The sequence below is a fragment of the Streptomyces sp. NPDC051677 genome (assembly GCF_044453465.1).
In the GTDB taxonomy this organism is placed as follows: Bacteria; Actinomycetota; Actinomycetes; order Streptomycetales; family Streptomycetaceae; genus Streptomyces.
In genome coordinates, this window is record NZ_JBITCT010000003.1 from 226216 (window position 1) to 239222 (window position 13007).

Annotated in this window: 12 protein-coding genes; 4 read left to right on the top strand and 8 right to left on the bottom strand. The window is 72.7% G+C overall.

Translation table 11 applies throughout. The features are described from left to right. Positions 1–21: 21 nt before the first annotated feature. The 5 genes from ACIBAF_RS05410 to ACIBAF_RS05430 all read right to left on the bottom strand — a co-directional run bounded on the left by ACIBAF_RS05410 (position 22) and on the right by ACIBAF_RS05430 (position 6406). The gene (locus ACIBAF_RS05410) at positions 22–1272 is read right to left on the bottom strand and encodes an MFS transporter (protein ID WP_399461768.1); all 1251 of its coding nucleotides are present in this window, start codon (positions 1270–1272) and stop codon (positions 22–24) included. 28 nt (positions 1273–1300) lie between these two features. After that, entirely contained in the window at positions 1301–2728 is a 1428-nt protein-coding gene (locus tag ACIBAF_RS05415) for a CitMHS family transporter (RefSeq protein ID WP_399461769.1), read from the bottom strand. A gap of 124 nt (positions 2729–2852) precedes the next feature. After that, a complete protein-coding gene (locus tag ACIBAF_RS05420; RefSeq protein ID WP_399461770.1) occupies positions 2853–5093 on the bottom strand; it encodes a molybdopterin oxidoreductase family protein in 2241 nt (746 codons plus the stop codon). Positions 5094–5175: 82 nt separating this feature from the next. Beyond that, positions 5176–5793 carry a TetR family transcriptional regulator gene (locus ACIBAF_RS05425; RefSeq protein ID WP_399461771.1) on the bottom strand — a complete coding sequence of 206 codons (618 nt, stop codon included), beginning with the start codon at positions 5791–5793 and terminating at the stop codon, positions 5176–5178. A 64-nt stretch (positions 5794–5857) separates the two neighbouring features. Further along, the gene (locus ACIBAF_RS05430; protein WP_399461772.1) at positions 5858–6406 is read right to left on the bottom strand and encodes a hypothetical protein; all 549 of its coding nucleotides are present in this window, start codon (positions 6404–6406) and stop codon (positions 5858–5860) included. A 161-nt stretch (positions 6407–6567) separates the two neighbouring features. On the opposite strand from ACIBAF_RS05430, the gene hmgA reads away from it, so the two are divergent. The 4 genes from hmgA to ACIBAF_RS05450 are packed head-to-tail and all read left to right on the top strand — an operon-like array spanning position 6568 to position 11149. Beyond that, positions 6568–7908: a homogentisate 1,2-dioxygenase gene (gene hmgA / locus ACIBAF_RS05435; RefSeq protein ID WP_399461773.1), complete on the top strand. Its 1341-nt coding sequence runs from the start codon at positions 6568–6570 to the stop codon at positions 7906–7908. A gap of 26 nt (positions 7909–7934) precedes the next feature. Next, positions 7935–8684 carry a GntR family transcriptional regulator gene (locus ACIBAF_RS05440; RefSeq protein ID WP_399461774.1) on the top strand — a complete coding sequence of 250 codons (750 nt, stop codon included), beginning with the start codon at positions 7935–7937 and terminating at the stop codon, positions 8682–8684. 25 nt (positions 8685–8709) lie between these two features. Further along, on the top strand, positions 8710–9882 hold the full coding sequence (locus ACIBAF_RS05445; RefSeq protein WP_399461775.1) for a type ISP restriction/modification enzyme: 1173 nt from the start codon (positions 8710–8712) through the stop codon (positions 9880–9882). A gap of 10 nt (positions 9883–9892) precedes the next feature. Beyond that, on the top strand, positions 9893–11149 hold the full coding sequence (locus ACIBAF_RS05450; RefSeq protein ID WP_399461776.1) for a CaiB/BaiF CoA transferase family protein: 1257 nt from the start codon (positions 9893–9895) through the stop codon (positions 11147–11149). Positions 11150–11222: 73 nt separating this feature from the next. On the opposite strand, the gene ACIBAF_RS05455 is transcribed toward ACIBAF_RS05450, so the two are convergent. The 3 genes from ACIBAF_RS05455 to ACIBAF_RS05465 all read right to left on the bottom strand — a co-directional run bounded on the left by ACIBAF_RS05455 (position 11223) and on the right by ACIBAF_RS05465 (position 12988). Continuing rightward, on the bottom strand, positions 11223–11504 hold the full coding sequence (locus ACIBAF_RS05455; protein WP_399461777.1) for a hypothetical protein: 282 nt from the start codon (positions 11502–11504) through the stop codon (positions 11223–11225). 126 nt (positions 11505–11630) lie between these two features. Continuing rightward, complete coding sequence (locus ACIBAF_RS05460) at positions 11631–12449, bottom strand: anti-sigma factor domain-containing protein (RefSeq protein ID WP_399461778.1); 819 nt, start codon at positions 12447–12449, stop codon at positions 11631–11633. Further along, positions 12446–12988, bottom strand: a complete 543-nt coding sequence (locus ACIBAF_RS05465; RefSeq protein ID WP_399461779.1) for a sigma-70 family RNA polymerase sigma factor — start codon at positions 12986–12988, stop codon at positions 12446–12448. The genes ACIBAF_RS05460 and ACIBAF_RS05465 overlap by 4 nt, the downstream gene beginning before the upstream one ends. Positions 12989–13007: the final 19 nt, after the last annotated feature.

Consider the following 13007-nt stretch of genomic DNA (forward strand, 5'->3'; position numbering starts at 1 on the left):
GGAGCGCCGCCCGACGCGCCGTCAGACATCGCTCGACCGGCGCAACCCCGTCCGGGGCCGCCGCCCAGGCCTCCGGTCCGCCTCCGCCCCGCCCTCCCCTCGCGGGTCCCCCGGCGAGCGCAGCGCCACCCCCGACGACAGCAGCAACAGCGCCCCCAGCATCACGAACGGCGCGGCCACGCCCGCGACCCCGGCCACCAGACCCGCGGCAGCGGGCGCGGCGACCTGGCCGAGCCGGTTGCCGGTGAGGCGCAGCGCGAGGGCGGTGGAGCGGGCGCCGTCCGGGGCCGCCTGGACGACCGTCGTCATGGACAGCGGCTGCCCCACGCCGAGGCAGAACCCGAGCACCGCGAGGATCACCCCGAGCGCCCAGACCGGCGCCGGCAGCGCGATCGCCGCGCAGAGCAGCGCCGCCAGCAGACAGGTCACGGTGAGCAGCAGCGTCCGGCCCAGCAGCCGCAGCAGCGGGGTGAGGACCAGCCGGCAGGCTATGGAGGCGGCCGCGCGGACGCTGAGCAGGACGCCGACGACCGACGGCGCGATGCCCCGGTGTTCGCCGACCACCGGCAGATAGGCGGTGAGGATGTCGGTCGCGGACAGCACGGAGAGGCTGATCAGGATGCCGGCGGGGACGCCCCGCGTGTGCAGGATGCGCCCGACGGAGACCCGATCGCCTTGCGCGGTACGGGACTTGGGCGTCGTGTCGCGGTGCTCGATGCGCCACAGCGAGGTGAAGGCGACCGCGCAGCCCGCCCCCGCGACGAGCAGGGCGAGCGCGCTGCTGCCCGCCATGTCGTCGCCCCCGATCAACGCTCCGGCCGCGACGGGCCCGACCAGTTGGCCGAGGGAGGCGCCGATGGTGAAGTGGCCGAAGTTGCGGTCCTGTTCGTGCGGCGCGGACTGGCGGGCGACGAGCGACTGGGAGCCGATGACGAAGCAGAGATGGCCGAGGCCCATCACCCCGCTCCACAGCGCCATCGCCCAGAGGGAGCCCGCGAGCCCGCTCAGCACACAGCCGCCGGAGATGAGCACCACGCCGACGGGCAGCAGGGGCGCGCAGCGGCCGTGGTCGGTGCGCCGGCCGAGCGGGACGGCGGCGAAGAGCGGAAGCAGCGCGTACACGCCCGCGATGACGCCGATCGCCCGCTCGTCCGCGCCGAGAGCGAGGGCCCGGTAGGAGACGGCGGGCCTGGCCATCGACACCGCCCCCTGCGCGAAGCCGAAGGCGATGACGAGACGGAGCAGCCAGCCGCGGTTCCTGCCGGGCCTCACAAGTTCCTCCAGATTCTCGGCGGACGGGTCAGACGATCCCGAACAGCAGGCCTGCGCCGAGGATCACCAGGCAGGTCAGCGCCGCCCACTTCACCACGAAGCGCGTGTGGTCGCCGAACTCGACCTTCGCCATGCCGACGAGGACGTAGACGGCCGGGACCAGCGGGCTCGACATGTGCAGCGGCTGACCGACGAGCGAGGCGCGGGCCATCTCCAGCGGCGTGACCCCGTGGGCGGCGCCGGCCTCGGCGAGGACCGGCAGGACGCCGAAGTAGAAGCCGTCGTTCGACATGAAGTAGGTGAGCGGGAGGCTCAGGACGCCGGTGACGAGGGCCATGTGCGGGCCCATGCCGTCGGGGATGACGTCCACCATCCACTTGGCCATGTGGTCGACCATGCCGGTGCCCTGCAGGACGCCGGTGAAGACGGCGGCGGCGAAGACCATGCCGGAGACGTTGAGGACGTTCTCGGCGTGGGCGGCGAGCCGGGCCTTCTGGTCCGGGATGTGCGGGAAGTTCACGGTGAGCACGAGCGCGGCGCCGAGCAGGAACAGCACCGGGATCGGCAGCCACTCCATGATCATGGCGGTCAGCAGCGCGACCGTGAGCAGCGCGTTGAACCAGTACAGCTTGGGGCGCAGAGTGGCGCGGTGCGGGTCGAGGCCCTGGAAGCCGTCGTCGGGCTCGTCGTCACCGAGGGCGGCGGCGCCGGAACCGGCGGCCGGGGCGGCGCCCTTGTCGGCGCCGGAACCGCCGGAGCCGCCGGAGCCCACGAGAACGGTCTCGGTCTGCTCGACCTTCTCCTCGATCTTCTCCTCGACGAGGACCTCGTCCAGCGTCAGCACGCCGAGCCGGGTGCGCTCGCGGCGGCCGAGGACGTAGGACAGGACGAAGACGAAGAGCAGGCCCACGGCCAGAGCCGGGATCATCGGCACGAAGATGTCGCTGGCGTCCAGCTTCAGCGCGGTGGCGGCGCGGGCGGTCGGGCCGCCCCAGGGCAGCGTGTTCATCACGCCGTTGGCCATGGCGGCCACACCGGTCATCACGACCAGGCTCATCTTCAGGCGCTTGTACAGCGGGTACATCGCCGAGACGGTGATCATGAAGGTGGTGGAGCCGTCGCCGTCGAGGGAGACGATCGCGGCGAGCAGCGCCGTGCCGACGACGATGCGGAGCGGGTCGGCCTTGCAGAACTTCAGAATGCCCCGAACGATCGGGTCGAAGAGGCCGACATCGATCATCACACCGAAGTAGACGATCGCGAACATGAGCATCGCCGCCGTCGGGGCGAGGCTGGTGACGCCGTCGATGACGTAGTCACCGAGCTTGGCGCCCTTCCCGACGAAGACGCAGAACAGTGCCGGGATCAGCACGAGCGCCGCGATCGGCGACATCTTCTTCAGCATGATCAGGACCAGGAAGGTCGCGATCATGGCGAAGCCGAGGATGGTCAACATGAGTGGATACCTAACGTTCGCCCTTGAACATCCCACCTGGGGGTCGGCGGTGCGTTGACGTTAGGTCCGTTCAAACGGTGTTAACAAGACGTTGATGCGCGAGCAATAAGCGCAAAACTCCAGGTCACGGCTTTGTGATGATCGCCGCGACCTCGATGGGCACTCCGTTGAGGACCGCGTTGCCCGACAGCGGGTCCAGCAGACTGCCGTCGAGCAGCTGGTTGACGTTGACTCCGGGGTCGACGGCGGCATGGCTCAGCCGGGTGCCGGGCCGGTCGTGGCCCCAGCCGTGCGGCAGGCTCACCACACCCCGGCGCACGCCGTCGGTGACCTCGGCCTTCACGGTCACCTCTCCCCCGGCGCCCTTCACCCGCACCCGGGAGCCGTCCTCGACGCCCAGCCGCTCGGCGTCCTCGGGGTGGACGTGCAGGGTGCAGCGGTTGGTGCCGCCGGTGAGGGCGGGGACGTTGTGCATCCAGCTGTTGTTGGACCGCAGATGGCGGCGCCCGACGAGGACGAGCCCGTCCGGCCGCCGCCGCAGTCCCTCGCGCAGGCGCGGGAGATCGTCGACGATCGGCTGCGGGAGCAGCTCGATGCGCCCGCTGCGGGTCTTCAGCGGCTGCGGCAGCCGGGGCTGAAGCGGTCCGAGGTCGATGCCGTGCGGGTGGTCCAGCAGGGCGGCGAGGCTCAGGCCGTCGGGGCGGGCGCCGAAGCCGTCGCCGTAGGGGCCGAGGCGCAGCATCATGTCGAGGCGGCGCTCGGGGCCGCTGACGCCGGTGAGCAGGGCGGCGAGTTCCTGCGGGTCGCGGCCGTGCACGGGCGAGTGCGGTTCCCCGACGGCCTTGCCGAGGGTCTGGCCGATGACCAGGTCGTCGACGGCGGACGGGTCGGCGCCGTGCATCCCGGTGGCGGCCAGGGTCAGCCGGGCGAGGATCTCGGTCTCGGCCATCCGGCCGGGCTCCAGCGGGACGGCCGGGCGGTTGTAGCGGACCTGGTTGCGCACGGCGAGGGTGTTGAAGGCGAAGTCGTGGTGCGGGCTCTGCGAGGGCGGCGGAGGGGGCAGCACGACGTCGGCGTGGCGCGAGGTCTCGTTCAGGTACGGGTCGACGCTGACCATGAAGTCGAGGGAGTCGAGCGCCTTGTCGAGCCGGTCGCCGTCCGGGGCGGACAGCACGGGGTTGGCGGCGACCGCGACGAGCGCGCGGATCGGCTCGCCCTCCTCGGTGGCGGTGTCGATCTCCTCGGCGAGCGCGGACAGCGGCAACTCGCCCTTCGCCTCGGGGTGTCGGCTGACCCGGGAGTGCCAGCGCGCGAGCTGGAAGCCGTGGCCGGGCCCGGCCGGGCGGGGGGTGCGGTCGGTGGCGGCCTGCGGGAAGAGCGCGCCGCCGGGCCGGTCCAGGTTGCCGGTGAGGATGTTGAGGACGTCGACGAGCCAGCTGGCGAGGGTGCCGTACGGGACCGTGCAGCTGCCGATGCGGCCGTAGACGGCGGCGGTGGGCGCGGCGGCGAGTTCGCGGGCGAGGGCGCGGATGAGCGGAGCCTCCACGTCGCAGGCGGCCGCGACCGCTTCGGGCGTGAAGTCCCGTACGGCTTCGGCGAGTTCGTCGAGGCCTTCGAGGTGGGCGGTCAACTCGCCGGGGGCGACGAGGAGTTCCTCGAACAGCACCTGTGCCATGGCGGCCAGGAGCAGTGCGTCCGTGCCCGGCCGGATCTCGATGTGGCGGTCGGCGAGCTTCGCGGTGCGGGTGCGGCGCGGGTCGATGACGGTGAGGGTGCCGCCGCGGGCCTTGAGCGCCTTGAGCTTGCCGGGGAAGTCGGGGGCGGTGCACAGACTCCCGTTGGATTCCAGGGGGTTGGCGCCGATGAGCAGGAGGTGGTCGGTGTGGTCGAGGTCCGGCACCGGGATCGCGTTGGCGTCGCCGAAGAGCAGCCCGCTGGAGACGTGCTTGGGCATCTGGTCGACCGTGGAGGCGGTGAACAGGCTGCGGGTGCCGAGGCCTGCGATCAGGACGGGCGGGTAGAGCGCGCCGGCCATGGTGTGCACGTTGGGGTTGCCGAGGACGATGCCGACGGAGTTCGCCCCGTACCGCTCGACCACCGGCCGGATCCCGGCGGCCACCGCGTCGAAGGCCTCCTCCCAGGTGGCCTCGCGCAGCTCCCCGTCCCGGCGCACGAGGGGTGTCCGCAGCCGGTCGGGGTCGCTGTCGACGGCGCCGAAGGAGGCGCCCTTGGGGCAGATGAAGCCCTTGCTGAAGACGTCCTCCCGGTCGCCGCGGGCGCCGGTGACCGTCGTCCCCTCGATGGTGAGGGTCAGCCCGCAGGTGGCCTCGCACAGGGGACAGATTCGCAGGGCGGTGCGGGACACGGGTCCTCCTGGGGGCGGCGTTGCCTTCTCCCGGTGAGCATACCGACCGGTATGAACGAGGGGGAGGGTTCGGCCGCGTCCGTCAGTCCAGCGTCCGCGCCAGATACGCCCGCAGCAGCTCCCGCGTCTCGTCGATCACCTTCGCGTCGCCCTCCGGATCCACCCGGAAGGCCAGGTGGACGAGGGTGTCCGCGGTCTCCACGGCGATCAGGAAGGTGCGGCGCAGATCGTCGTCCACCTCGCGGACGAGGTAGCCGGAGAGCAGCTCGGTGAGACGGTCGGCGACCCGGTGGTTGGGTTCGGCATCCCGGGCGCCGACCGGGATCTGGTTGCCGAAGTCGACGAGGGAGAAGCCGGGCGCGGTGCGCTTCATCGCCAGGTACTCGTCCAGCACGGCGTCCATGGCGGCCCGCCAGTCGCCCGGCCCGGCCCCCTTCAGCCGGTCGGTGACGCGCTCGGAGTAGCGCTCCAGGTTGCGCTGCGCGAGCGCGTCGGCCATCTGCCGCTTGTTGCCGAAGAAGCGGTAGACGGAGCCGATGGGAACACCGGCGCGCTCGGCGACGGCGCGGGTGCTCAGGGCGTCGTAGCCGACCTCGTCCAGCAGGTCGGCGCAGGCGTCGAGGATCCTGGTCAGCCGTTCGGCGCTGCGCCGCTGCACGGGCGCACGACGAAGCGATGTCGCTTGGGGCACGGACTTCATGATGCCTTTCCGCCGCTGCCTGGTGAACCTCGCCCCTGAATACGGAGAAAGATGCCTGATGCACTCATGGCGACGGCGATCCGGTCGGGGATCCGGTCGCGGACCCGGCGGGCGACGGCTCCGACTCCGTGACGTCCGCCGTGGCCTGCACCGGCTTGCCGTCCACCGCCCACACCGTGCCGTCGTCCGCGTACAGACGGGCGGTGACCTCGTGGGTGCCGTGCGGGAGGAAGCCGGCCGGGATGCGGTATGCCGGGCCGCGCAGGTCGGCGACCTGCCGGTCGTCGACGTAGAGCCGGGCGATGCCGCGGCCGGTGACCGCTTTCTGCGGCGCCCCGGTCGGCGAGAAGCGGAAATGGGCCAGTTTCAGCCGCACGTCCCAGCCGCCGTGGGCGTCCGGCTGGACCTCCACGCCGACCTCGGGCGCCCCCTTCTTCGCGACCTCGCGGTAGTGGCGCCCGTCGTCGTCCGTGTGGTCCAGCACCTTGCCCACGGGCGAGGGCGACGCCACGGTCCCCTGCTCGTGCGCATCACTGGAGCTGCAGCCCACGGATCCGGTCAGCAGCAGGACACAGACCGCGAGCGCGGCAGGGAGGGCACGCGTCCACGACATGCTCGGGACACTAGAGCACCGGTCCGACACGCGGATCCCCCTGGAGTCTGGTTCTGGCCGTGCCGTGATCGTCCTTCAAGAGGAGGACCGGCGGCCCCCTTGCATCCACGAAAACGCAATCCTACGGTGATGCATAGGAATCAGCGCGCAAGGGAGCGACGATGAGCAGCGGGGACGCACGCAAGACGGCCGAGGGGCTGACCTACCTCTCCGGGTTCGGCAACGAGCACGCCTCCGAGGCCGCCCCCGGCGCCCTGCCCGAGGGCCGCAACTCGCCGCAGCGCGCCCCCCTCGGCCTGTACGCGGAGCAGCTCAGCGGCACGGCGTTCACCGAGCCGCGCGCCCACAACCGCCGCTCCTGGCTGTACCGGATCCGCCCGTCGGCCGCACACCCGGCGTTCACCCGACTCGGCGACGGCGCCCTGCGCACCGGGCCCTTCACACAGACGGTCCCCGACCCGAACCGGCTGCGCTGGGACCCCCTGCCCGAGCCGTCCGCCGGCACGGACTTCCTGGCCGGAGCGTGGACCCTCGGCGGCAACGGCGACGCCGCCCAGCGCACCGGCATGGCCGTGCACCTGTACCACGCGAACGCCTCGATGGACCGCGTCTTCAGCGACGCCGACGGGGAGCTGCTGATCGTCCCCGAGCGGGGCGGGCTCCTGCTGCGCACGGAGTTCGGGCTGCTGCACGCCGAGCCCGGCGAGATGGCGCTGATCCCGCGCGGGGTCCGCTTCCGCGTCGATCTGCTGGACGCCGCGGCCCGCGGCTACGTCTGCGAGAACTACGGCGCCCCGTTCCGCCTCCCCGACCTCGGCCCGATCGGCGCCAACGGCCTCGCGAACGCCCGCGACTTCCGGGCGCCCGTCGCCGCGTACGAGGACGTCGAGGGCCCGGTGGAGGTCGTCAACAAGTTCTGCGGCCACCTCTGGGGCGCGACCTACGGCCACTCCCCGCTCGACGTCGTCGCCTGGCACGGCAACCATGTGCCGTACGTGTACGACCTGCGCCGCTTCAACGTCATCGGGTCCATCTCGCACGACCACCCCGACCCGTCGATCTTCACGGTGCTGACGTCCCCGTCCGACACCCCGGGCCTGGCCGGAGTGGACTTCGTGGTCTTCGCCCCGCGCTGGCTGGTCGGCGAGGACACCTTCCGGCCGCCGTACTTCCACCGGAACGTGATGAGCGAGTACATGGGCCTGATCGAGGGCGCGTACGACGCCAAGACGGCCGGAAAGGGAGGCTTCGTGCCGGGCGGGGGCTCGCTGCACAACATGATGTCGGCGCACGGCCCGGACCGGGAGACGTTCGACCGGGCGAGCGCCGCCGAGCTGAAGCCGCAGAAGATCGACGACGGGCTGGCGTTCATGTTCGAGACGCGCTGGCCGCTCACCCTCACCCCGCAGGCGGCCCGTGCGGACCATCTGCAACCGCGCTACGACGACGTCTGGCAGGGCCTCGAACGCCACTTCCGCGCGTCGGACAGCACATTGCACTGAACGTTCCCGACCGGTACGGATAGCCCGTGACCTCCTTCGCCCCGGACTCGATCGTCCTCACCCGCAAGCTGCCGCTCTGGTACCAGGTGTCGCAGTCGCTGCGCGCCTCGATACTCGGCCGCTCGGCCCGGGACCCGCTCCGGCTGCCCACCGAGGAGCAGTTGGCGGGGCACTACGGGGTGAGCGTGCTGACGATGCGGCAGGCCCTGAAGGAACTGGAGGACGAGGGACTGATCACCCGGCACCGGCGGCGCGGCACGTTCATCGAGCCGACCGCGCAGCGGGGCACTCCCGTCCGGCTGCTCGGCTCGGTCGACGCGATCGTGGCCCAGCAGTCCGGCATGGCGACGCAGCTCCTCGCGCACGGCCGCGCGAGCGTCCCCGCCGAGGTCGCCGAGCACTTCCCGGACCTCGCCGAGGTGGCGACGTACCACCGTCTCAGAAGCGACGAGGAGACCGGCGAGCCCACCAACCACGCCCGCAACTACGTGCGTCCCGAGCTCGCCGACCGCATCGATCCCGACGACCTGGTCCGCTGGCCCATGACGAAGGTGCTGCGGGACGTGGTGGGCGCCGACATCAGCCGGATCACGGACACGGTGGAGGCCCGGCTCGCGGACCCGGAGACCGCCCAGCTGCTCCGGGTCCCGCTGCTGAGCCCGATCCTGCACTACACCGGCGTCACCTACGACGCGGCCGGGCGGGTCCTCGACGCGGCCGTCATCCACTACCGGGGTGACCGTTTCTCCTTCACGGTCACCCTCGACGCGACGTGACCGGCCCCGGGGGAGCCGTCGTACCATGCCACGCGTGACGCCCGACGACGCTCCGCCGCTGGCGGACCTCATGCCGTGGTCCGTCGCACCGCCGCGGCTCGGCCGGGGGTGGCCGGCGGCGCCCGACCCGGCGTCCCTGAAGGCCCGCTGGGACACCCTGGTGAAGGCCGAGGGCGACGACCGCGAGGCCCTGTTCGAGCCGACCCGCGCCCGCACCCTGCACACCGCGGTCGGGCAGCTCCCGGGCCGGGCGGGCGGCGGCACGGAGCGGCTCGTCCGCGCCTTCGGCCCCTGCCCGGAGCCCGTACGGGTCCTGGCGGCGCCCTTCGACGAGCAGTGGCTCATCCCCGACCACCGGCTGATCGACGCGGCCCGCCCGGAGCTCTGGCGGGTGGCGGACGACGCGCAGGTGTTCGTGGTCGAGACGCCCCAGACTCCCCGGTGGCCGCTGCTCGCGACCTCCCTGCTCCCCCTCCTGCGCCCGGGCCGCATCCGCCCGCTGTACCGGCGGCCGGGCGGCAGGGAGCCGAACCTGGCGCCGGGCCTGCTGGACCGGCTCGGGCGGCGGCTCGGCCACTCCCCCGATCCGGTGGACCTCCTGGCGTGGACCCTGACCGCAGTCCGCCCCGATCTCACCGTCCCGCTCACCGGGGACCGCGAACTCTGGGCGCGTGGCGTCGAGTCGGGCCACCGCGCCCTGTGGCTGCTGCGCCGGGACGGCGAGCGCCCCAAGCTGCCCGGCGGCCGCCGCCCCTACGTGCGCGCCCCGCTCCCGGCCCGCCCCCGCACCCTGCACTACGACCGCGACGAGGAGGCCCTCCACCTGGACGAGGGCCGGGTCTCCCCGGTCCCGCCCGAGGCCTGGGACTTCGAGGCGGACACCGGCGAGCGGGTCCTGGAGCGGTGGTTCGCGGCGCGGACCGCGCAGGAGGCGGAGCCGGGCGCCCTGGCCGCGATCCGCCCGGCGACCTGGCAGCAGTCGTGGACCTCCGAGCTCCTGGAGCTCATCACGGTGTTGGCGCTGCTGGCGGAAGTCGGCGCACGCCGGGCGGAGTTGACGGTACCGGAGACGGACGCGGTCACGGCGGCGGAGCTGCGCGCGGCGGGCGTCCTGCCGGCCCCGGACTCGGCACGCCGGCCGGCGACGGTCCTGGACCACCACGAGGAGGGCCCGGAGGGCCAGGTCGCGCTGATCTAGCATCCACCCCATGGACCCCCTGGACCAGCTCCCGCCGCCGCCTGGACCGTCTCCCCTGCCGTCTCCCCTGCCGTCTCCCCTGCCGCTGCCCTTGGAGGGCCTCACCGTCGTCGCCGTCGAGCAGGCCGTCGCGGCGCCGTTCGCCACCCGGCAGCTCGCCGACCTCGGCGCGCGGGTGATCAAGGTCGAGCGGATCGACGGCGGTGACTTCGCGCGCGGCTACGACACCGCCGCCGGCGGTCTCGCCTCGCACTTCGTGTGGTGCAACCGGGGCAAGGAGTCCCTCGCCCTGGACCTCAAGGACCCGCGGGGCCTGGACGTCGTACGGCGGCTGATCGCGGAGGCGGACGTGTTCGTGCAGAACCTCGCGCAGGGCGCGGCGGCCCGCCTCGGCCTGGACGCGGCCACCCTGTGCGCGGCGCACCCGCGGCTGGTCGCCGTGGACATCTCGGGGTACGGGGCGAGCGGGCCGTACGCGGACAAGCGGGCCTACGACATGCTCGTGCAGTGCGAGGCGGGGCTGGTGTCGGTGACCGGGACGCCCGAGCAGCCGGTGAAGGCGGGGATCCCGGCGGCGGACATCGCGGCGGCCATGTACGCCTTCTCGGGCGTCCTGGCGGCGCTGGTGCGGCGCGGCACGACCGGGCGGGGCGGTCCGGTGGAAGTGTCGATGCTGGATGCGCTCGCGGAGTGGATGGGGCATCCGCTGCACCATGCGATGCACGGGGGCACTCCCCCGGCCCGCACCGGTCTCGCCCATGCCGTGATCGCGCCCTACGACGCGTACTTCACCGCCGACGGCGGGCGGGTGCTGCTGTCCGTGCAGAACGACCGGGAGTGGCGGCGGCTGGCCGAACAGGTCGTCGGACGGCCCGAGTTGGGGACGGATCCGGCGTATGCGACGAACGCGGCACGGGTGGCGAACCGGGAGCGTACGGACGCACTGGTGGCGAAGGCGCTGGTCGCGCTGGGCGCCGACGAGGCGCTGGCGCGGCTGGAGGGCGCGGGGATCGCGTGCGCACGCCTGCGGGATCTGCCCGAGCTGGCGGAGCATCCGCAGCTGGCGGCCCGTGAGCGGTGGCGGGAGGTGGGGACGCCGGTCGGGCCGTTGCGGGCGCTGCTGCCCCCGATCACGCTGCCGGGCGGGGAGGAGGCACGCATGGGGGACGTGCCCGCGCTCGGGGAGCACACCGAAGCAGTACTGCGTGCCGTGGGGATGACGGACGAGGAGATCGCAGCGCTGCGCCGGGACGGTGTGGCCGCCTGAGCGCGGGACTCAGTACGTTCAGTGCGTTCAGTGCGTTCGGTACACGTTCAGCACACGAGGACGTGCCGGCCGGTCAGTGCTTGTTGCCGCCGAACAGCGAGCGGCGCAGTCGGCGCAGGGGCGCGAAGAGCGAGACACGGCTCACCCGTGCCCGCGTCGTCTTGGAGCCGAGATCGCGCATGGGCTCACGTGCGGTCAGCTCCCGCATGAGCGAGGTCGCCTCAGCCGTCTCCCGCTGTGGGATGGCGGGGCCCGCCAGCACCGAGAGATGGCGGTCCAGGCGCGAACTGGTCGCGCTGCTCCCGCAGGTGATCGCAGGGACCCTCGCCCTGCTGCGCATCGTTATCTGTTCCATGTCACTCCCCACCCGTACGAGTCCACCCGGCCCGGGCAGGGTAACCCTATCGCCCCGTCGCGGCACACGTGTATCGAGCTCACAGGATTCACCTTCCCCGTAAGGGGGTTGACGACTCCTCTCCGATCACTCTCCGAATCCAACCGATTTCAGGGTGAGTTGGACAACCGGCTGTGTGGTGGGCTGTGGTGATCCACCGTCGGGCTCGACGGTGACAGCGAGTGACGTCGCCGCCTTGTCGAGACCGGTGGCGACCAAGGGCGTGTCGCCGTCGAAGAGCCCGAGGGAGCGTGGTTGCGCGCCCGGGCGCATGAGCCACAGCTGATGCACCCGTCCGGTGGGCAAGCCCCCGTATCCGCTCAAGGTGACGATCGCCTGCGCCTCCGAAGCGGAGGCGATCACTCCGATACTGCGGCCCTGGGTGTCCTTGCCGGTGCTCGCCCGCGCGTCCGGAGCTGCGAGAACGTGGGCGATCTCACGTGACTGGGCGCGCTCGGCGTCCAGCCGGTCCTGGGTGCGCCCGGCCTGGACGGCGAAGAGCGAGGCCACGACGAGGGCCGCGGCGGCGGTGGCCGTGGCGAGCGGCACGAAGAGGGGGCGGCGCGCACGAGGCGCACGGGAGCGTTTCGGCGGCGGCTGTGTGCCCCAGACGTGCGGAGGCAGTTGGGGCGAGTGCTCCCGCACCGGCGCACGCGAGGTCTCCTGCGGCGTTCTCTGGACGGCGGCCAGCACCCGGTTGCGCATCGCGGCCGGCGGCGGCGCGGCCTGGGACCAGGCGAGCCGGACGGCGTCCTCGGCCAGCGCCCGCACCTCTGCGGAGCAACGGTCGCAGCCCTTCAGGTGCTTCTCGAACCGGCGGCGCTCATCGGCTTCGAGGGCGTCGAGCGCGTAGGGAGCGGCCAGCGAGTGCAGGTCCTCGCGGCGGAACAGGCCGAACACACTCATGCGGCGCCTCCCAGGCACTCGCGCAGCCGCGTGAGCCCGTCACGCATCCGTGTCTTCACCGTGCCGAGCGGCAACGAGAGCTGGTCGGCCACTTCACGGTACGTGTAGCCGTCGTAGTAGGCGAGCGTCACGGACTGCCGCTGAAGCGCCGTCAGCCGGCCCAGGCAGCGGCGGACCAACTGGCGTTCCAGGCCCGCCTCGACCTCCTCCGCCACCTGGTCGAAGGCGGGGTCGTGGTAGCGCCGGGCCTCGCGCTGCTCGCGGTCGACGGCCGCGCGGGCGCTGCGCACCCGGTCGACGGCACGGCGGTGGGCGAGGGTGAGGATCCAGGAGAGGGCGCTGCCGCGGTTCGGGTCGAAGCGGCCGGCGGAGCGCCAGGCCTCCAGGAGCACCTCCTGGGCGACCTCCTCCGACTGCGCGGGATCCCTGACGACCCGGCGCACGAGCCCGAACACCGGCCCGGACACCAGCGCGTAGAGCTGTTCGAACGCATGCTGGTCGCCTCGCGCCACGAGCACCAGAAGCTCGTCCGCCTCCATGCGGTCCCCCTCTCTGCGG